The sequence below is a fragment of the Cyclobacterium jeungdonense genome (genome assembly GCF_010994275.1).
GTDB lineage: Bacteria > Bacteroidota > Bacteroidia > Cytophagales > Cyclobacteriaceae > Cyclobacterium > Cyclobacterium jeungdonense.
The window spans coordinates 1,211,374-1,233,986 of sequence record NZ_WMCD01000001.1 but is presented as its reverse complement, the minus strand read 5'-3'; the positions used below and the strand labels follow the sequence as shown (position 1 = coordinate 1,233,986).

Sequence of the window (22,613 nt, the reverse complement as noted above, 5' to 3'; positions counted from 1 at the left end):
GATACCGCCTGTACCCACAATTCTGTGAATGGGATAAAGATAGAAAATTAAATTTTATATCTTTATCCGAATCGATTGACTATACCGATTAACTTCGGACAGGCAAAATAAATCAATTATTTCTTGTGATGGTAATTATAGGGATTCTTGCGTAGGAAAGGCAGATATCAAAAATCAAATACCTGGAAAATATGGCAGAAAACAGACGCTCATTTTTGACTAAGATCGGTTGGCTGACAGGCGGTTTGATCACGCCTGTAAATACGATTCGGGCCAGGGCTCCTTTCAAATTGGCAAATGACCTGGTCTATTTCACCAATGGGTTTAAAGTAATGGAAGTTACCAAGAATGAAGCGATCATTTGGACCAGATTATGCGCAAGTGAAAAACCCAATCCCCTCGTCCACCTGAAAAATAAACACAAAACTCAGAATAACGAATACCCCATTGATTTTAATGAACAAATGCCAGTTGAGGAAATGGATGGAGGAGTGACCGGCTCTACGGGATGGGTACGGGCAATGGTGGAAAACCAGAGAGATAAGCATGTATCAGACTGGCAGAGGGCAAGTTCCGATGGGGATTTTACTGTCAGTTTTCCCTTTACAGGTTTGAAATCCGCTACCGAATACAAGGTGCAGTTGGAAGGTAAAACGGAAAAAGGTAAAATCACGGCCCACCAATCCGGATCCTTTAGGACTGCAGGTAGTGAAGAAAGGCCTTCGGAACTTCTGCTCACCACTTCCACCTGCCAGTATTTTTGGAATTACGACGATAAAAACAGGGGCTTTAAAACCTATGATGCCATGCGTCAATTAAAACCCGATTTTTTTATTCATACAGGAGATTATGTGTATTACGACCGTATGGGTCCCATGGTGGATAACCTGGAAAAGGCCCGGCACAAATGGCATGCCATGGATGGCTGGCCTTCGTTGAAGGAATTTTACCAGCAAGTGCCCATTTACATGCTGAAGGATGACCATGATCTTTAAAGGATGATGTTTATCCGGATACCAGTCCATTGGGCGAGTTTACTTTGGAGCAGGGACTGAAAGTATGGCGTGAAAATGTTCCGTTAAAAGATAAACCCTATCGGACGATCAGGTGGGGAAAGGACCTGCAAATTTGGCTGGTGGAAGGACGTGAGTTTCGGAGCCCCAGGGATATGGAGGCCGGCGGAGATAGGACAATTTGGGGGGATGAACAGAAGCAGTGGTTTGTAGATACCGTGGATTCCTCAGATGCTACTTTTAAGATTTTATTTTCTCCTACGCCTGTGGTAGGACCCGACAGGGAAAATAAGAAGGATAACCACGCCAATCAGCTATTTGCTGAGGAAGGTAACTGGTTAAGACAATACCTATCTGAAAAAAAAGGGGTCTTCGTCGTTAATGGAGACCGGCATTGGCAGTACTATTCTGTAGATCAGGAAACTGGTTTAAGGGAGTTCGGTGCGGGTCCGGTGTCAGACGCTCAATCGGGGGGCTGGTCCCAAGATGACAAACGTCCCGAACACCAATTTTTGAGGGTAAATGGAGGTTTCCTCGGCATCAAAGTATTCAGACACAAAGAAATCCCAAAAATTGTATTTAGTCATTACGATGTAGACGGAACAATTATGAACAAGGAGGAATTCAACCTGTAAAGGAGGAGTTATACTTACCTCGGCGAATAGCCCTGAAAAGAAAAAATAGTACATGAAGAAAAAGGTAATAATGTATACCCAACATGACGTAGGAAATGGGTTTCGAAGAGACAAACATCGGTTTAAAATGAAGATTGCATGCTTGCTTACCCTGTTTTTTGGATTTTTAATGCAATGTTTGGCCCAGGATTTTGGTGAACGGGGACATCCGATGAATAAAAACACCGGTAATTTGGAAATTCTTAAATATTGGGGTACCACTCCCGATGCTGACCAGGAGCTTTATGAATCAGCCTATCAAATTTTATCTGCCCATAAGGATGTTTCCTATACTGATTTAATGAAAAACTATTCCTTTAACAACCTTATCGAGCAACAGGAACGTAAAATCATGGCAGGACCCATGTTGGGTCAAATTTCCGCTAGCGGAGCCGTGGTATGGGTTAGGACATTGCGGCCTTCAAAAATTGAGGTAATGATAGAAAAGGGCAATGAAACATCGGTTTATGGTCCAGTTTACTCAAAAAATGAAACGGATTTATCTGCTGTAATAGAAATTAATGATTTAGCCTCATCTTCAAGCTACTCCTACCAGGTTATCGTTAATGACCAAGCTATTCTTCCTAAAACAGAGCAAATTATCCGCACCTTACCGGAATCGGATGAAGCCGAAGAAGTTAAAGTTGCCTTTGGTTCCTGCCCCCACCGCTGGGGTTTGGGAAATCACAGGCTATTGGAACAGATCAGGAAAAGAGGAAATCATGCCATGTTATTGTTGGGTGATATTGCCGTGCAGGATCGAAATGACCATCTGGGTTTGCATAGAGCCGATTACCTGCTCAGGGATTTTTTGCCGGCATGGAAAGATTTTGCCTCAAAAATTCCGGTATATGCCTCTTGGGATGATCATGATTATTTTGATAATGATAAAGCAGGAATACCTGAGGGATATTCTGGCAAAGACCGGGATGGAGTCAGGAACGTATTTATACATGCCTGGGTAAATTCTTTCTATGGAGAGGAATCCAATAGCCGGGGGATATTTACCCGGGAAAGAATTGGTCCTTTTGATATTATCATGACGGATAACCGGTTTTACAGGACAGGTCAAAAAGGATCATTTTTGGGTAAAAGTCAGATGGACTGGTTGAAGGAGCAATTATTGGACTGTAAGGGACCTTTTATCATCTTATCCTGTGGCACCATGTGGAGCGATTATGTGTCCGGAGGTAAAGATTCATGGGGAGTAAACGATCCGGATGGAAGAGAGGAGATTTTTAGTTTTATTGAAGACAATGAAATCAGTGGTGTGCTTCTGATATCCGGCGACCGACACGGCGCCCGCGGATTTACCATTCCCAGAAAATCTGATTTCGGATTTTTTGAATTTGAGGCGGCAAGTTTGGGGGCAAGAGTTGGCCCTCCTGCAAATGATCCTTCCTGGGACACTCAGCTATATGGCATAGATGGGAAATTCGCATTCGGTGAGTTTACGTACCTTCCCTCGGGAGATGACCCAACCGTTATTTTCAGACTAGTAGGGCAGGATGGTAACCACCTTTTTGAAAAAACCATCAAAAAAAGTGAATTGACACCATGATCAGTATATTGTTATTTGAATGAAAATGCTTTAATAATTTGCTTTTTAAGTTAAAATAGGGAACTTCAAGCGAATAAACCCAAATATCATTGCATGCAAATTGTTCCTAAGTTAAATTCACTACCTCAGGAAACCAGTGCTGAAGAACTTTGGCTTGGGCTGAAATCCGGAGATAAGCACGCTTTTGAACAACTGTATAGAAAGTATGTCAAGGTACTTTTTCAACTAGGTACCTCCATAACGGGGGATGCGGAATTCGTGGAGGATTGCATTCAGGAGCTTTTTATTGACCTGTGGAAGTATAAGAATAATATTAAACCTACAGACAATGTAAGGCTGTATCTGTTCAGGTCGCTCTCTAATAGAATAAACAAAGAGAAAAAGAAGGCGTTCAAATGGAATGAAAAACAGAGGCAAGCAGCAGCAAATTTTCCCAGTCGGCTTGAGAGCATAGAAGTAAAAATTGTAAATGCGCAACGGGAAGAGGCGGTGCAAAAGAAGTTGGCAAATAGCCTAAAAGAACTACCCATTCGGCAAAATGAAGTTATTCAGTATTTGTTTTTTGAAAACCTTTCCTACGAGGAGACTGCCAAGTTGATGGGTATCAACCTTCGGTCGGTATACACATTGGCTTGGAAAGCGCTCTCTACACTTAGAAAGGCCATTATATCAGTAGCGGCTTACTTGACCACCCTACCTCTTTGGTGAATTGGACGTTTGAATTATTTTTTCTCATAGGCTGATCCCTGGTTGCCACAAAAAATTAAATCAATCTATTATTCAACAGCTTTAATCTGTTTCAGGTTTGATCTGTATTTTTCGGTTTATTTCCCGATACCCCCCTTTGCAAGGATACAAACTTTTCCTAGGAAGTATCGCATATGGATGGTGTTAAGGATTTCCTTTCAGATTAATTGTAGTTTAACTCAACGGAAAAAAAAAATGAATTTTTATGCTTTTCGAAGGATAACTTTTGGAAGTTTTGGGCTTAAGATAAGTGAAAGGTTTCTTTTATGAGTAAGACCGAATACACAGTTGAAGATTTTATGCTGGACCCAGAATTTAAAAAATGGGTCTTCGCACCCGACGAGGAAACCAAAGCCTACTGGGAAGTTTTTTTGGAAAAACACCCGGAAAAATATGAAAACATGAAGTTGGCCCGGAAGGCCCTTATAAATCTATCTAGAAACGTTGGTGAAATTAGCGAAGCGCGCATAGAGGGCATATGGACCGAAATAGATACGTTCATTAATGATCCAGAGGAAGAGCAGGCGGAAAGAAGGATCGTCTCTATAAGTTCGGAAAGTACCCTTAGGCGTTTTTCAGATAGAAAAACATCTAGAGGCTATCAGTCCAGCCATCAGTTTTATCGGGTGGCCGGCATACTTGTTTTCGCATTTTCACTGGGGATTTTATGCAATTTTCTACTTAAATATCCTGAAGAAGAATATGTTGAAGTCCCACTGGTTTATGAAGAGCATTCAGTCCCCCCGGGAGTTAAGTCAACGCTTAGGTTACAGGATGGCTCCAGGGTGATACTCAATTCGGGAAGTACGTTGCGGTATGTTAGGAACTTTGGTGCTGACAGGCGGGAGCTGTTTTTAAAAGGTGAGGCTTTTTTTGATGTGGCCAAAGATAGCTTGAGACCCTTTATTGTAAAGACGGGAGCAGTTTCTACAAAAGCCATAGGCACCACCTTTAATATCACCGCATATGACGATGAGCCACTAGATGTGGCCTTGCTCACTGGAAAGGTAAACGTGGTGTTGGGTTTTGCGAAACCGCAGGAAATTATCCTAAAGCCAGGAGAGGGATTGAATGTAAGCATAGGTGGGCAGGTGCATAGTAAGCACCGGATAAAGGAGGAAAAGGTACTGGCATGGACAAGAAAGACCATTCTTTTTGAACAGACCCCTATCTGGGAAGCTATCAGGGTGTTGGAAAACTGGTACGGGGTCAAAATAGAAGTACTCAATCGTCCCGAGAGAGGCGTGCTCCTATCAGGAAAATTTGTAGATCAGACACTCGAAGGCGTCCTGGAAGGATTGAGTTATTCTGCCCGGTTTAGATTCAAGTTGGATGAGGACCGGGTCACTTTAAAATTTGACATATCATCTTAAAGTTCAAACTGCCTATGTAAAAAGTCTTTTCCAAATAAAAAGAGCCACGGATGTTGCTGCATCCGTGGCATGATACCCGATCACAGAGAAGGCAATCCCTGAGTCGGAAAATGTTTGCTTAACCAATTGGCATCGCCTAAACAAACCAATCAAAGATATGAAAAAATCCATACTTAAGCATGTTACACACATGACCAAATTATTCTCCATTGCGTTTCTATTCCAGTGCCTTACCATGAGTTTTCTCATGGCATGGAATGGAAATGCCCAAGTCAAAAATATTGAAGAGGTAACAGTGTCCATTCTCCTGGAAGATGTGAAAATTGACCATATTTTTCGGGAACTTGAAAAAAACACTGGATACAATTTTGTGTTTACCAACAAAGAGCTTAGGGATATTCCTAACGTAGGAGTTAGGTCGTACAACAGCTCGCTATATGATGTGTTGTTGAGTTTGGCGAACCAAACCAACCTTACTTTTAAGCAGGTAGACTATAATATTCATGTAAAGAAAACAAAGAAAATTGCGGCTATATCAAAAGAAGTGTATGCAGCTGACATTACTATTTCAGGTACAGTTACAGATAATAATGGTGAGCCACTTCCTGGGGCTAGTATTACTGTCAGGGGGACCAGCACTGGGACTGTAACAGACCTTGACGGTAATTTTTCAATTGATGTTCCGGAAGGGTCCGTACTGGTATTTTCCTACATTGGATATACCTCCCAATCCGTCGAGATTACCACACAAAGCACGATTAATATTTCCCTTGCAGAGGATCAATCTTCTCTAGATGAAGTTGTTGTTTTAGGATATGGTTCCGTTCAAAAAACCGATTTAACAGGTTCTGTTTCTACGGTAGACGCCAAGGAACTTGCTAATTTACCAGCTCCAAGAGTGGATCAATTGCTTCAAGGCAGAGCTGCTGGAGTTAATGTAACATCTGTAAGTGGTAGTCCGGGAGCAAGGGCTTCTATCAGGATCAGGGGAGGAAATTCCGTTCAGGGAGATAATGAGCCACTTTATGTTATTGATGGATTTATTGCCGGGACAGACTTTAATTTGAACAATATAAATGTAAATGATATTGAATCTATTGATATCCTGAAGGATGGGTCAGCGATATCTTTATACGGCACCAGAGGGGCCAATGGAGTAATTCTTATTTCTACTAAAAGTGGTAAAGGGGTTTCTGGAGGGAAGCCTTCGGTATCCCTAAATGCCTATACGGGTTTTCAGAATCTAGCAAGGAAAATTGATTTTTTGGATGGACCCGAACGTGCTGCATATGGTTTTGAATACGCAGAGTTTAGTGGAGAGGCTAACCCTTTTGTAGATGAAAGTTTAATAGGAAATACTGATTGGCAGGAACAGATTACAAGAACCGCTCCTATTAACAACCTGGATTTATCTGTGAGGGGTAGTACGGAACGCGTAAATTACTATATTTCAGGTAATTATATGAATCAACGCGGAATAATAAGGGAGTCCGGAATTGAAAGGTATAGTTTTAGAGCAAACCTTGATTTCAAGCTTACGGAGAACCTTACTTTGGGAACAAGGATTAATACATCTTTCGTGAAAAATGATAACGATTTGGTGAGTCTTTGGGAGGCCAGGAGAGCGTTGACTACTTTTCCGGTTTTCAAGGAAGATGGAACCCTGTGGGACGAAGATTACGTGCAAGGAGGACCGTTCGATAATCCGGAAGCTTTGCTTAGGATGCAGCACAATCAGACCCTTACTAATAATTTACTCGGAAATTTTTACATCGAATACAAGCCTATTGAATCAATCACCATTCGGTCGACCATCGGTCCACAATTAAACTGGCGAAAGCAAAATGTCTTTGAATCGGGCAGTTTACCTTCAAGGGCAGCAGCTCAAAGGGGGGGATTCGGAAGAATTTCTAATAGTTTTAACAATCAGATCCTACAGGAAAATACTATTACATTTGATAAAGAACTTGCTCCCAATCACAAAATCAATGTATTAGGAGGGTTTACCTGGCAAACCTCCCGTACAGAGGGATTTACAGCTCAAACGGATGGATTACCCAATGATGGTGTTTCTTTTGATATTTTACAGCTTGGGAACCCTGAAACCTTCAGGATTTCTTCCAATTTTAATGATCCTTTCCAGATCGTTTCCTGGATAGGAAGAACCAATTATTCCATTTCCGATAAGTATCTTTTCACACTGGCTGGTAGAGTGGACGGCTCATCGAGGTTTTCGGGAGCTAACAATCAATATGCCTTTTTCCCATCAGGGGCCTTTGCGTGGCGCATTGGAGATGAAGAATTTATCAGAAATCTTAATGTTTTCGACGAACTGAAATTACGGACTAGTTTTGGGAAGTCTGGAAGTCAGGCAATTGATTCATACAGTACCCTTGCAGTCTTAAACCCCGGAACAGTGATTTTTAACAACACTCAGGGTATCGGAGTTAGGCGGGACAGACCTGCAAACCCAGACCTAAGGTGGGAAACCACTTCTCAATTCGATATTGGATTGGAGGCTGGTTTTTTTAATAACCGTTTACGGTTAGAGTTAGATTATTATTACAAGAAGACTGTTGATTTACTTTTAAATAGAGAAATTCCCAGACAAACAGGATTTAGCCAAAGACTTGAAAATATCGGGTCATTGCAAAACCAGGGAATTGAATTGATGATCAGGTCTGTTAACATTGACAAAAATGACTTCAAGTGGTCTACTCATCTAACGTTATCTGGAAACAGAAGTCGGGTTTTGGATATAGGAGGTGTGGATGAGATTAATATACATTTTCTTGATCAGGGAGGACAGGCTGCAAAACTGGTGGTGGGAGAACCAGTAGGGGTTTTTACCGGCTTGGAGTACCTGGGTACCTGGCAGAGTCAGGAAGAGCTGGACCAGTTTAGGTACAGTGGCTTGCGGGCCGTGGTTGGTGGACCTCGGTTCAAAGATACAAACGGTGACGGAATGATTAGCTTTAATGATGATTTTGAAATAATAGGCAACCCGGAACCTTTACTCTTCGGCGGAATCAACAACAGCATACAATGGAAGGATTTTACATTAGATATTTTCTTTCAGGGGACTTTTGGAAACGATGTGTACAATGAATTTGCTCAGCGTGGATTTTTTGGTAGAAGTGACCAAAATATTTATGGATTGGCAAGAGATAGGTGGACGGAATCCAATCCACACCCTTACATTCCAAGAGCAGGTGGTACCGTTAGTATTTCCGATATACCATCCAATAGTGAATTGGTAGAAGATGGTTCACATCTTCGGTTAAGAAATGTGATGCTAAATTACAATGTACCGTTGAGGAATAATAAGTTAATCAATAGCCTAAGTGTGTATGCAAGTGGTGCCAATTTATTCCTTATTTCTAATTTCAGAGGTTACGATCCGGAAGCTTCGAGAATTGGTCCTCAATCTGGCAATACTTATGGCAGCGTGGTAAGGGGAGTTATCCGTGCCGAATATCCAAACGCCAGAACCTTAACCTTTGGAATAAATGCAAACTTCTAAAATTCTATCAAACATGAAAATATTCAAATTCAACATAATTGGCATATTCGTTATATTGGGTATTACACTGGGTTGCGAAAGCTACCTGGAGGAGGAAGTTCGTGGTATTATTGACCCAAGTACGTTTTACCAATCTGATGAAGAGGCAGTATTAGCAGTCAACGGCATTTATCTGAATTTAAGACAAAATGGATTCTACGGCAATTGGCAAGGTATCCATACCTTCACTCAGTTAGGAGCAGATGTATTGGAGTCCAGCCGGCAATTTGGGGGTAATGAACCCATGCAGAATTATACCCTGACCCAAAGTAATTATTCAAATGCCCGGCAATTATGGCAGTTGATTTATAGGATGATCGGAGATGCCAATTCAGTAATTACCAATATTGAGAACAGCCCAAATATTAGTGCTGCTGTCAAGGATCAATCCATAGGCGAAGCGTTATATCTAAGAAGTTATGGGTACTATCATCTGAGTAATTTATGGGGTGATGTACCCTATTATGATGAAGAAATTCCCATTGCGGATGCGGCAAGCCTGGGGAGAACCCCGGTCAATGAAATCAGAAGTAACCTCATCAGCGATTTGACAAGAATAGAAACAGAAAATTTGCTACCGGAAACATACGGGGAAAGTGATTTGGGTAGACCTACCGTATGGGCGGCAAAAATCTTGCTTGCGAAGATTTATCTCTGGCAGGAGGATTGGGTAAATGCGAGAGAAGAATGTTTGGAAATAATCAATAATTCACCTCACCAATTACTGCCAAATTACGGAGACGTTTTTGATGTGAATAATCCATTTAACGATGAGATAATATGGGCAATTGATTTTCAAAAAGATGTGCCTGGTAATGCACAGGACCGTACAGATGGTTTTAATCCCCGATTGAGAGATGAACCCAGAAACCCGGCAGATAGGGGGCCTCTTTCCGAAGCTTTGGCAGCTAGAAATGAGGAATTTAATGGTTACGGTTTAACGGTCCCAATATTAAGTTTTATCAACGAATTTCCTGTTAATGACTTAAGGAGACCCCACAACATTTTAGGTGAATATCTGGGCTATGAGTTAACATTTCAATACATGGCAAAATTCACCAATTTTGATTTTGTAAATTCTCCAAGAGGCAATCATGGAGAAGCTACTTTGGTGTTCAGGTTGGCTGATGTTTACCTCATGCTTGCAGAGGCAGAAAATGAATTGAATGGACCCGACAATGCCTATCAATATATCAATGCGGTAAGGGAAAGGGCATATGATCCTGTTCAACCTTACAATGGTTTAAGTCAGGCTGAATTGAGAAGTGCTATTCAGACGGAACGAAAATGGGAACTGGCAGGCGAAGGTCATAGGAGATATGATTTAATTCGTTGGGGGATTTTACTGGAAACCGTAAAAAATGCGGAATTCCGAACTTATGACCCAGGTAGTAATATTCAACCCCATCACATCAGGCTGCCTATCCCGGAAGAGGAAATCGTCCTAAATCCAGCACTTCTGGATTCAGACCCAACCAATAATGGTTATGGCAATTAGGAAAATCCTAACAGCAAGCAAGCATTTGATGTGTAGCTGTCTTATTTTGATAGCTATTCCCATAATAACTTATGGAAAAGAGACAAAGCCCAATATCATCCTAATCAACGTAGATGATCTGGGATGGAAAGACCTGGGATTTATGGGCAGTGCCTACTATGAAACACCAAATTTGGATAAATTGGCAGGACAGGGCATGGTATTTTACCATGCCTATGCCGCTGCTGCCAATTGTGCTCCCAGCCGGGCCTGCATGATGAGTGGTAGGAACACGCCCGGCCATGGCGTCTACACCGTAGACAATTCGGAACGGGGAAATGCGAAGACCCGAAAAATCATCCCAACGCCCAATCGTGATTTTCTGCCCGACTCGATGTATACCCTGGCAAAAATGCTCAAGGACAATGGATATATTAATGGGACTTTCGGCAAGTGGCATATCAACGAAGACCCACTGGAGCAGGGCTTCCACGTAAACGTGGGGGGAAGTCATCGGGGCAACCCCGGGAGTGGAGGATATTTCAGTCCCTACAAGATTGATTTTATCGAAAACGGACCGGAAGGGGAATACCTGACCGACAGATTAACCAATGAAGCCATTGCCTTTGTAAAGGAAAATAAGGAAAACCCCTTTTTCCTTTACCTTCCGTTTTATTCGGTTCATACACCGATAATGGGTAAAGAAGAGTTGATTGAAAAATTTGATAAGAAGTCCGGAGGCCATGGACAAGATCGGGCAGATTACGCTGCAATGGTCGCATCGGTAGATGAAAATGTCGGTAAATTGTTGGACGTACTGGATTCGTTAGAACTAACAGAAAATACGTTTTTGATATTTACTTCCGATAATGGGGGGATCCGTGATATCTCTTACCAAACCCCACTGAGGGCTGGAAAAGGATCCTATTATGAGGGTGGAATTCGAGTGCCTTTGGTTATCCGCTGGCCGGGCAGGATCCACGCTGGAAGTACGACGGATTTTCCGGTTACGAACATGGACTTTTATCCAACTATTAAAAGCATTATTAATGCAGACACACCGGGCGCTGAACAGCTGGAAGGCTTGGACCTTAGTCCCCTTTTTGGTAAAGAATCAATGGAGGAAAGACCTCTCTTCTGGCATTTCCCCGTATACCTTCAGGCCTACAATCCCAAAGAAGATGGTGGTAAAGATCCTTTGTTCCGAACCCGTCCCGGATCCGTGGTTCGAAAAGGAAAATGGAAACTCCATCATTATTTTGAAGAGAATGATTACGAGCTCTATAATCTGGAGGAAGATCCGGGAGAAACAAATAACCTGGCAGAAAATCAAACCGAAATAAGGAATCAACTTATCGAATTACTTTCTAGTTGGAGAGAAGGTGTCAATGCTCCCGTTCCAAGCAGTAAGAATCCTCTTTATGACAGACAATTTGAAATGAACCTGATAAATGAAAAACTTAATGAATAAGCTGTTTTCAATAATGCTGTTGGTAGTTTTTGGCATTTTGATGCCTGAATTTGCCTTTGGAAAAAGGCCTGTAGATAAAAAGCCTAATATTATTTTTATCCTTACCGATGATTTGGGATATGGTGACCTGGGTGTATTGTACCAAAACCAACGCAAAGCCGAAGGGAAACCTTATCACAGTACGCCAAATCTTGATAAAATGGCCAACGAGGGAATGATCCTGACCCGACATTATGTTCCCGCTCCGGTTTGTGCTCCTTCCAGGGCAACTTTGCTCCTGGGCTTGCACCAGGGCCACGCCGAGGTCAGGAACAATCAATTTGATAAAGCGCTACCTGCCAACCATAACCTGGCAACAGTTTTAAAAGAGGCAGGCTATGCTACGGTGTTGATTGGTAAGTACGGCCTTCAGGGCCTGGAAGGCGCCAGCCCTTCGACCTGGGATGCCTATCCCACGAAAAGAGGATTTGATTATTTCTTCGGTTATGTTCGTCATCGGGACGGCCACAACCACTATCCTGCCCATGATGTGGCAAATAGAGGTCCGATGGAATTATACGATGGTGATGACGAGATCTCCGCTAGTTTAGCAGGCAGTTATACCACCGATTTATTTACAGCCAGAGCAAAAAAATACATTCAAGACCATAAAAATGGCAAGCCCGATCAACCTTTTTTTATGTATCTTGCCTACGATACTCCCCACGCGGGACTGGAAATCCCGACCATGCCCTATCCCGCAGGGGGAGGCATTAGCGGCGGTGTGAAGTACATTGGTGAAAAAGGAAATTTTATTAACACCGCTCAGGGAGAGGTGAACAGCTTTATACATCCTGAATATCGTAATGAAGAATGGCCGGAAGTCCAGCAGCGCTTTGCCAGCATGGTTCGGCGAATTGATAACGCAGTGGGTGACCTGATTCATCTGTTGCAGGACTTGGGAATTGATGAGGAGACCCTGATAGTATTTACCTCAGATAATGGCCCACATCACGAGTCTTACGGTTATGGAGAATATGATCCTATTTTTTTTGAAAGTTTTGCAAATCTGGATGGAACCAAACGTGATACCTGGGAGGGAGGTATCCGTGTGCCGACTCTGGTAAGGTGGCCAGGAAAAATAAAGGCAGGAGTAAAAAACGATTCCCCCTCAGGTTTTCATGATTGGTTACCGACATTTGCAGAAATTAGTGGTTTGCCCGCCCCGGCCAACACCGACGGTAGGTCACTTTGGTCCATTCTTTCCGGCAATGCAAATGAACATCAGGGTAGGGTGTACATCGAATACCAGGTCAACAATAACACAAAAAGTTATGACGCTTTTCATGAAGCCAAAAGGGGGAAAAAGAGGGGAGAAATGCAGGTGCTGTATCTGAACGGGTATAAAGGTATCCGGTACAATATTTTATCGCATCAGGATGATTTCAGCATTTTTGATACCAAAAATGACCCGGGAGAAAGTAGGGACCTTGCCGGTACAAATGGGGAATTTGTAAAGCTTCAGCAGGAAATGAAAAACACCGTACTGCGCTGGAGAAGACCCAATACCTCTGCTGAACGCCCCTACGACAACGAATCTGTACCCGCCATCGAACCCGAAAGGAAATTGACAAAAGGCATTAAAGTTTCCAAATACCAAATAGATTCCCCTTGGGTACCCTTTATCAGTACTTCGTTGGATTCTCCTTATGAAACACTGATTGTACCTAAGATTAAAGCACTTCCTGCAGAAAAAGGGTTTCCTGTTTTGGTATATGAGGGATTTATCAAAGCGGAAACAACGGGCGAATATGAAATCAGTTTTAATACCAATAGTGGCTTGGTGATGCACATCCATGAGGCCCTATTAATAGATGATGATAAACCAACTATCGCCAAGGGAAAGGGTACCTCTAAGGTGTTGTTGGAAAAAGGCTTTCACCCTATTAAATTGGTTACCAAAAATTCAGATAACGGTGAAAACCCAAAATTAGAGCTAAAATGGACTGGTCCGGGCTTTCAAAACACAGACTTGGTTGTTTATCACTAAAAGAAAAGGCATCAAAAATAATTTTTTGATAAAAAAATCCTCTAAATTAGTTTTGCTTCTAATATCGAAACATTCTAAAATAACCACCACAGTATGAATATTGCTCCTTGTTTCAGAAACAAAGGTCTACTCTCAATCTCATTAGTTCTCCTTCTTTTTCTCTCGGCTACCTTAACCTTCGGCCAATCAGAAAAGCCCAATATCATCTATATCCTGTCCGATGATCAGTCCTGGACCGATTACGGATTTATGGGGCATCCGCATATCGAGACCCCAAACATCGATCAACTGGCCGAAGATGGTCTGACCTTTACCAGAGGCTATGTAACGGCTCCGCTGTGTAGCCCTTCCCTTGCATCCATCATTACGGGTTTGTACCCCTACCAACATGGAATAACGGGGAATGATCCCGAATTCACCTTCGAAAAACCACGGTACCAGACCGATTGGCAGACGGCACGCTCACGTCTATACAAGGACTACCTGGACGAATTCCAAAAACATCCTACGGTACCACAGCTTTTAAAGAAATTGGGATACGTGTCTTTTCAGTCGGGGAAATGGTGGGGTGGCCACTGGAAAGAAGGGGGATTTACCGATGGTATGACACACGGTGACCCCACACGGGGAGGGAGACATGGAGACGAAGGCCTGAAAATAGGAAGGGAAGGGATGGATCCCATCTTTGACTTTATGGACAAGGCGATTGCCGATAAGGATCCGTTTTTCGTCTGGTATGCACCCTTTCTGCCTCATTCCCCACATACTCCTCCAGATTCGCTTTTGAACAAATACCTTCCGAAAGCTCCTACTAAATCCATTGCAGCCTATTGGGCCATGTGTGAATGGCTGGATATAACCGTAGGTCAACTTCTCGACAAGGTGGAAAAGGAGGGATTGACCGAAAATACCCTGGTGGTGTTCGTTACCGATAATGGCTGGATACAGGATCCGGACCGGCCCAATCGCTATGCTCCCGGCTCCAAACAAGATCCTCAGGATATGGGCATTCGAACGCCCATTATTTATAAATGGCCCGGAAAAATTACTCCCCGAATGGATACGGAGCACCTGACGAGTAGCATTGATATGGCGGTTACAACCTTGGAAGCAGTGGGATTGGAACCCCTTCCGGAAATGCAGGGAATAAATGTGTTGGACAGGAAAGCCCTAGCAAACCGAAAGAAGATCTATAGCATGGATTTCTCCCACGACATGGTGGCGGTGGACCAGCCGGAGAAAACCCTTGAAAGCCGCATGGTGATCAGCGGTTCCTGGAAGCTGATTGCCCCCGGTCCGGCCAACCCCAATAACGAGGAAATGCAGCTTTATGATATTTTGAAAGATCCCATGGAGACAAACAACCTCGCAAATGAATATCCTAAGGTGGTTAAAAAGCTGGTAGCAAGCCTGGATAGCTGGTGGCCTGGGGAGGGGAATTCCAATTAGAAACTACGATTCATAGTTAAAATCAAATAGAAGGCGGGAATTTCTTTCCTGCCTTTTTTACTATTATTGAGGCTTGAATATAGTCCTTGGTTATAGAAACCAAACCCACTATCAACCGAAGTGGTCTAGAAGAAACTTTTTCGGCCAGCTTGCTTTTCGATGTACTGCCTGACAGGTGCTTTTAATAAAGGCTTTATGCATCTATTATTCTTTTATTTACATGAATTAGCCTCCTTTTTAGCCCCCTACGGGTCGAAAAAAAACCTGTTTTATCGTAAATCTCCTATTTTTTTCATGATGAAAAGGGAAAAATGCAGGATGAATTTCATTTTTCTAACTAATAGCGAAGGGATAGAAACCAAATTCTGCCCACTGGTTAGGTATATTCCCCACTAATAGAATAAAATTTCAATTTCATAATAAATTTCGTATTTTAGTAGTAGTAAATATAGAAAAAATCGTTTTTCTATAACATATTACCTAAACCAACATGTTAAAAATTGCACATTTCTCGTTTATTTTTCTACTAATCAGTGGTACTGTTTATTCTCAGACTACGCTTAGGGGAAAAGTGCGGGATAAATCTTCTAAGGAGACCCTTCCCGGCGCATACATTTTTGTCACTACCACAGAAGGGGATACATTGAGTACGACGTTCACCAACGAAAACGGGCGCTTTACAATCGACAAACCATCACAAAGCACGCTGGAAATTAAGATCAGTTTTGTCGGCTATGAGGATCTGAGTGAACTTGTTGAGAATAAAAATCGAAGGAATTTGGGGACTTTTGAATTGGTCGAAGAAGGAAGCTTGCTGGAAACGTATGAGCTGGAAGCTCAGACGATGGCTGGCCAAATGAAAGGAGACACGGTATCCATGAATGCGGCTGCTTATCAGACGAGAGGCCAAGCCAGCGCTGGGGAATTGATTCGGAAAATGCCCGGAGTTGTCATGCAGGGAGGCACCGTACAAGTTCAAGGAGAAACGGTGGGTCGTGTTTTAGTAGATGGGGAGCCCTTTTTCGGGGATGATCCAGCCATGGCCCTGCAAAATTTGCCAGTTGAAGTTATCGACCGGATTGAATTTTTGGACCAACTGAGTGATCAGGCCCAATTGACCGGTTTTGATGATGGTGAGACCATCAAAACCATCAATATCATCACTAAAAAAGAAAAACGAGGGGGGGAATTCGGGCGAATATTTGGCGGATACGGAACGGACGACAATTACCTTGTCGGCGGAAGCGTTAATTTTTTCAGTGAAGCCCAACGCATAACCGCCCTTGGCTTAAGCAACAACATCAACCAGCAGAATTTTTCTGCAGATGACCTTTCCGGTGCCTTTGGCGGAAGTGATAACCGGCGTGGAGGAAGAGGGAGAAGAGGCAATCCGCTTACCCTCAGAGAAAGACCAGGGATTACACATACCAATGCCATCGGACTGAACTTTACCGATAAATTTGATGAGGGAAGGGCAAAAATTACAGGAAGTTATTTTTTCAATGAAAGTAAAAATTTCCTGAACCGTAATTCCTCCCGCGAATACATCCTTCCCAGCGACAGTTTGCAACTTTACGACGAAATCCGAAATAGTGAAAACAATAGCCAAAACCACCGTTTGGATCTTCGGTTGGATTATGATATGTCAGAAAGGCATGCCATCATTTGGAGACCCCGGGTAAGATATGAAAAAGGAACCTCTTTCAATTTGCTATCTGCTCAGAATCTCTTTAATCCCACAACCCCGATAAATGAAACCGAGAATACGACATCCGGAAGCAATGAATCTTCTCGGTTTTTAAGTGATTTTACTTATAGGTATAAATTTAACAAAGAAGGAAGAACGCTTTCCGCCAAATTTGATACCCGTATGGAAGATAGCAATAGTGATTCAAGGTTGGTGTCTGTCAACAGAGATTTTCAAACAGGGCTTAGAGACAGCCTGATTCAAAATTCGTTGGGAAGTTCAAATTCATTTAATTACGAATTTGAGGTCGAATATACAGAACCCATAGCGGATCATTCCCAGATTAGGTTGGAATATGAAGTGGGAAACGATTTGGGCAATACACTGCAGGAAGTTTCTCAGCGTGAAATGGAATCCACACAATTTGTTCTTGATTCAACCTTATCCAATGAGTTTGAGAATACCTACCTGCAACACGAGGTGGGCCTGGGTTATAGATACAACAAAAACAAAATCAGGATATTTTCCTCCTTTGATTACCAGGTTTCGATTTTGGACAGTGACCGTTTGTTCCCGGGGTTTGAAAACACCAACCGTACCTTCCGAAATTTTGTACCAAGGATGGTATTTATTTACGATCCCAACGAAAACACCAATATCCGATTTTATTATCGTGGTGATACCGATGCTCCTTCTGTTCGCCAGCTTCAGGATGTAATCGACAACAGCAATCCTATTCAAATCTCTACCGGTAACCCGGATTTGGATCAGGAATACGAACACCGCATGTCTTTAAGAATTCGAAAATTAAATCCAGAGACCAACAAGTCCTTTTTCATGTACATGGGAGGCCGCGTGACAAGCAATTACCTTGGAAATGCTACCTACATCGCCGGCAGGGACACCTTGCTCCAAGGGGACGTGTTGTTACGCCAAGGAGGCCAGTTGAACCGTCCGGAAAATCTGGATCAGTATTGGGATTTGCGAAGCTATTTTTCTTTCGGTTTTCCACTCAACTTTATGCAAAGTAACCTGGATCTGAGTGCCAGGGCAGGGATAACCAATCGGCCTGGTCTGATTAACGACCAAACCAATTACAACCGAAACATGTATGTGGGGCCCGGTATCGGGATTAGCAGTAATTTGGGAGAACACCTGGATTTTAACCTGTCTACCCGGGGCAATTACAATATTGTACGCAGCAGTTTGCAGGAAAACCTCAATAATAATTACTACACCCAAAGCACCCGCCTGGATTTATACTGGAATTTTGCCGGGGGCTTCTTTGTCAGTACCAATGTAAACAACCAATGGTACCAGGGCCTGGGTGAGGATTTTGACCAGTCGGTTTGGTTAATGAATGCTGATCTGGGATACAGGTTTCCGCCATCAGAAAATTTTGAGTTGAAAATGACCGTATTTGATTTATTGAATCAAAACACAAGCATAGACCGGAATGTGACCGATGTGTATATTGAAGATGAGCGAACACAGGTGGTGCAACAGTTTTTTATGCTTACCCTTACCTACAATATCCGTAGTTTTGGTTCCTCAGGATCAATGCCTCAGGGCATGGGGAACTAAGGAGCGGTAAAAATACAAGTTGTTCTTCGCTGCTTCGGAAAAGGATTTGGTATATTTACCTTATGTAGTTCTTCAGATTGTAATAACAAGATTGTTATCAATAACCAACGAAAATAATTTTCATTAGTAAACCCTTCAAGTTATGAACATTACACTGTCACAAGCCGAAAAAGTAATTGAAGCAGCGAAAAAGAAAGCAGCTGCAATGGATACAAAAATGGATATCTGTGTCGTCGATACGGGTGCAAACCTGACGGCTTTTGCACGAATGGACGGTGCCTGGTTGGGCTCGGTGGATATCAGTATCAAAAAGGCAAAAACAGCCGTATTCTTTACCATGGATACCGATCAGCTCAGCCCATTGGTTCAGCCCGGAGCTCCGCTATACAACATCGAACACTCCAACCAGGGACTGATTACATTTCCGGGTGGCGTGGTTTTGAAAAATGCAGAGGGGACCATAGTTGGTGCAATTGGCGTTTCCGGGAGTACGGTTGAGGATGACCATAAAGTGGCACAGGCTGGAGCCGAAGCGATGTAATTATATGTTACATTGCCCCTTCACAAACGAATCAGAATTACCTTCAGTAGGAAACCGTGTTCAGGTCCTGCTGAAGGTATTTTTTGTTTTGTGTTTAAATTAAATTTTTATACTGATTTTTTTCCATTTTATAGGAATTGTTTGAATTAACCCTTTATTTTTGTTTGATAATAGCCCGTTTCAATTAACTTCTTTAACCTACCTATTCGGGTATTCATCTCCTGGGAAAAGAAGGTATACGGAAGCGGGATTGGAAGAATCATTCCATAAATTCTTTTTTGAATGATTAACGGCTTTCCCCTAAGAATTAGTGAGGAAATCACGGAATAATACAACCTAACTAAATAAATAATGAACCCATGAAATTTAATTCTATCAAAAGCAAGCTGGCAATGGTTGGCCTTTTGGCGGGATCTGTTATGCATTTCGGCTATTCGGCGGGAGAAATATCTGATCCAAAGCTTGCCAATACCAGCCTCGACGCTCCTCCGTCAGTCGTCTTAGTCAAAGATGCTATTTTCATTACTATCACCGGTACTGTCACCGATCAGGATGGGATTCCCATTCCCGGAGCCACAGTGGTTGTGGAGGGGACAACTACTGGAACCGTGACGGACATTCAGGGAACGTTTTCCATTGAGGCTGATCAGGGAGATGTACTCCGGATTTCGTTTATCGGTTATCAGGCCGCAAGGCTAACCGTTGGAAATCAGACGGAGCTTTCTGTTGTGCTTCAGGAAGACCAGACCTCCCTGGACGAAGTGGTGGTCGTAGGATACGGTACACAGCGGAAAAGTGATCTTACAGGTGCAATATCTTCGGTGACCAGTAAAGAATTACAGGAAACGCCCGCTGGGAATTTTCTGGAACAGTCTCAGGGAAGATTGGCAGGTGTAGACATCGTTAGGGCCAATGGCTCTCCCGGAGCTCCTGTGCAGATCCGAATCAGGGGAAATCGTTCCATCAATGCATCCAACGAACCTCTTTACGTGATCGATGGTATACCCACCACTGCCAATATCAGCGATTTTAACCCCAATGACATTGAGTCCATGGAAGTGCTTAAGGATGCCAGTGCAGTAGCTATTTATGGCTCCAGAGGAGCCAACGGTGTCGTTTTGATCACTACCAAAAGAGGCAAGACTGGGAAAGCGGTCATCAGCTACGATGGATATTATGGCGTCAAGCAACCCATACAAGACCTGAACTTGATGAATGGGCAGGAATTTGCAGCCTATTCCAGGATAGCCAGGGGACATGCAGGCGATGACCCCAGCTTTGACAGTAATTTTCTGGCGCCTATAGAGATCGAAAACCTGCAGGCAGGAAGGTTTACCGACTGGCTGGATCTGGCCATTCAATCGGGAAGCCAGCAAGATCATCAGGTATCGGTAAGCGGAGGAACGGAAAAGATCAGTTACTACGTTTCAGGATCATTTTTTAATGAGGAAGGATACATTCCGGGTACCGATTTTGAACGAACGTCGGTCAGGGTTAATTTGGAGTCCCGGTTGACGGATAAACTTCGATTGGGATTGAGCGGTACGGTCAGTGTCAGCGAGAGAAATCAAATGTCAAATGCACCTTATAATGGTTCCCTGGGCTATTCCCCGTTAGTAGGACCAACTGATGAAGAGGGTAATTTTCTGGCTTTTCCCAATCCCAGGGAGGGACTGCTGGCTAATCCTTTGCTGAATTACCAGCCTTATCAATATGTGGACGAGACCCGCCGGCATCGGATATTTGCCAATATTTTTGCTGAATACCAGTTTAATGATCATTTCAAACTGCGGGTAAACTACGGGCCGGACTTTAACATGGCCAGAAGAGGCACTTATACCGGTCTCCTGCAAGGAAATATCAATAGAGGCTCTATTGGAAATGACCTGGATTTTGCCTATACGCAGGAAAATATCCTTTCGTATGACAGGACCTTTGGGAAGCATGCCCTGAATTTGGTAGGGCTCTTTTCCGTCCAAGCCAGTCGATTTGAAGGATCATCCTTATCTGGACAAGATATACCTATCGAGAAATCATTGTATTATGATTTGGGTAGCTCCTCCACCATTACCGGTATAGGTAGTTCATTGGGTGAATGGGGATTGATATCCTATATGGGACGGGCCAATTACCGTTTTGATGACAAATTCCTATTTACCCTTACCGGCCGTGCAGACGGTTCTTCGCGTCTGGCAGAAGGAAATAAATGGGCTTTTTTCCCGGCTTTTTCAGCGGGATATGTGCTTACAGAAGAGGAATTTTTGCAAGGAAGTCGGGTTTCTTTCCTCAAACTCCGCGCTGGATATGGAGAAGTGGGTAATACCGCTATAGCCCCATTTCAGACCTTAGGTGGATTGGAACGAACAACCTATGTTTTTGGATCTAATTCCGGATTTGGGTATGGCAACAACCTTATTCCCAATCCTGATTTGAGATGGGAAATTTCGAAGACAACCAATATCGGTGTGGATTACGGATTTTTTGACGACCGGATTAATGGTTCACTGGAGTACTATGTCACTAATACGAGCGATTTGCTCCTAAATCGTCTTTTGCCCATTACTTCCGGCTACAATTCTGTTCTTCAAAACATTGGAAGCACCCGAAATTCGGGCTGGGAACTTTCCACCAATGCCAATTTGCTCAATCGTCCCTCTGGTTTCAGGTGGGATGTAAGTATGAATGTTTTTTCCAACAGGGAACAAATTATAGAATTGTTTGACGGGCAGAGTGATGATGTGGGCAACCAGTGGTTTATTGGCGAGCCTATAAATGTCTTTTATAGTTTTGATCAGGCTGGCATCTGGCAGTCCGATGAGGCCGATCTGGCAGCTGACTTTGGCCAGCAACCGGGAGATATCCGCATCAATGATGTGAATGGTAGAGATGCGGACGGAGAGTTAACCAAACAACCGGATGGAAATATAAACGCAGATGACCGAAAAGTCCTGGGATCTACCGTGCCCAACTGGTCCGGTGGATTGACCAACAGGATTTCCTTTAAAGGCTTTGATCTTTCAGTGCTGGTCCATGCCAGAATGGGGCAAATGTTGCGAAGTGATTACCACAACCTCGGAGGCAACAACTGGCAGGGTCGGTATAATTCTATCAACTATAATTATTGGACACCCAATAATCCCAGCAATACGATTCCATTGCCAAATGCAGGGGATGCTCCCTTATATTCGGATGCAGTGCGGTATTTTGATGGCTCCTACATTAAGATCCGCAATATTGCGCTCGGATACAATTTCAATCCAAATTGGATCAGCAAATTGGGGATGAGTTCTGCCCGCCTTTACTCTACGGTAAACAATGCGTTTATTTTTTCACCCTACACCACCGTAGATCCGGAAACATCCAATGGCATTGTAGGAGGAGGAAGTCCCCTTACGACGGCTACCTATATTTTTGGTTTGAATCTGAAATTTTAAATTGCTCCTGA

General features: G+C 43.1%; 13 protein-coding genes. All 13 read left to right on the top strand.

Annotated features, from left to right (window positions below):
• The first annotated feature begins 191 nt into the window (after nucleotides 1-191).
• The 13 genes from GKS34_RS23390 (at nucleotide 192) to GKS34_RS04620 (ending at nucleotide 22,602) form a co-directional block, all read left to right on the top strand.
• The gene (locus GKS34_RS23390; RefSeq protein WP_240459195.1) at nucleotides 192-995 is read left to right on the top strand and encodes an alkaline phosphatase D family protein; all 804 of its coding nucleotides are present in this window, start codon (nucleotides 192-194) and stop codon (nucleotides 993-995) included.
• Nucleotides 996-1,024: 29 nt separating this feature from the next.
• Complete coding sequence (locus GKS34_RS23385; protein ID WP_240459194.1) at nucleotides 1,025-1,648, top strand: alkaline phosphatase D family protein; 624 nt, start codon at nucleotides 1,025-1,027, stop codon at nucleotides 1,646-1,648.
• 52 nt (nucleotides 1,649-1,700) lie between these two features.
• Nucleotides 1,701-3,248, top strand: coding sequence for an alkaline phosphatase D family protein (locus GKS34_RS04670; protein WP_163383615.1), 1,548 nt, complete (start codon nucleotides 1,701-1,703; stop codon nucleotides 3,246-3,248).
• 93 nt (nucleotides 3,249-3,341) lie between these two features.
• Nucleotides 3,342-3,956, top strand: coding sequence for an RNA polymerase sigma factor (locus GKS34_RS04665; protein WP_163383614.1), 615 nt, complete (start codon nucleotides 3,342-3,344; stop codon nucleotides 3,954-3,956).
• Between the two features lie 305 nt (nucleotides 3,957-4,261).
• The gene (locus tag GKS34_RS04660; RefSeq protein ID WP_163383613.1) at nucleotides 4,262-5,368 is read left to right on the top strand and encodes a FecR family protein; all 1,107 of its coding nucleotides are present in this window, start codon (nucleotides 4,262-4,264) and stop codon (nucleotides 5,366-5,368) included.
• A 157-nt stretch (nucleotides 5,369-5,525) separates the two neighbouring features.
• Complete coding sequence (locus GKS34_RS04655) at nucleotides 5,526-8,891, top strand: SusC/RagA family TonB-linked outer membrane protein (RefSeq protein WP_163383612.1); 3,366 nt, start codon at nucleotides 5,526-5,528, stop codon at nucleotides 8,889-8,891.
• A 13-nt stretch (nucleotides 8,892-8,904) separates the two neighbouring features.
• Entirely contained in the window at nucleotides 8,905-10,428 is a 1,524-nt protein-coding gene (locus GKS34_RS04650) for a RagB/SusD family nutrient uptake outer membrane protein (protein WP_163383611.1), read from the top strand.
• On the top strand, nucleotides 10,418-11,878 hold the full coding sequence (locus tag GKS34_RS04645; RefSeq protein WP_240459193.1) for a sulfatase: 1,461 nt from the start codon (nucleotides 10,418-10,420) through the stop codon (nucleotides 11,876-11,878). The genes GKS34_RS04650 and GKS34_RS04645 overlap by 11 nt, the downstream gene beginning before the upstream one ends.
• Entirely contained in the window at nucleotides 11,871-13,907 is a 2,037-nt protein-coding gene (locus GKS34_RS04640) for a sulfatase-like hydrolase/transferase (protein WP_240459192.1), read from the top strand. Before GKS34_RS04645 ends, GKS34_RS04640 begins: the two co-directional genes overlap by 8 nt.
• 93 nt (nucleotides 13,908-14,000) lie before the next feature.
• Entirely contained in the window at nucleotides 14,001-15,356 is a 1,356-nt protein-coding gene (locus GKS34_RS04635) for a sulfatase family protein (RefSeq protein WP_163383609.1), read from the top strand.
• Between the two features lie 490 nt (nucleotides 15,357-15,846).
• Entirely contained in the window at nucleotides 15,847-18,627 is a 2,781-nt protein-coding gene (locus GKS34_RS04630) for an outer membrane beta-barrel protein (protein ID WP_163383608.1), read from the top strand.
• Between the two features lie 142 nt (nucleotides 18,628-18,769).
• The gene (locus GKS34_RS04625; RefSeq protein WP_163383607.1) at nucleotides 18,770-19,168 is read left to right on the top strand and encodes a GlcG/HbpS family heme-binding protein; all 399 of its coding nucleotides are present in this window, start codon (nucleotides 18,770-18,772) and stop codon (nucleotides 19,166-19,168) included.
• Between the two features lie 359 nt (nucleotides 19,169-19,527).
• Nucleotides 19,528-22,602, top strand: coding sequence for a SusC/RagA family TonB-linked outer membrane protein (locus GKS34_RS04620; RefSeq protein ID WP_163383606.1), 3,075 nt, complete (start codon nucleotides 19,528-19,530; stop codon nucleotides 22,600-22,602).
• Nucleotides 22,603-22,613: the final 11 nt, after the last annotated feature.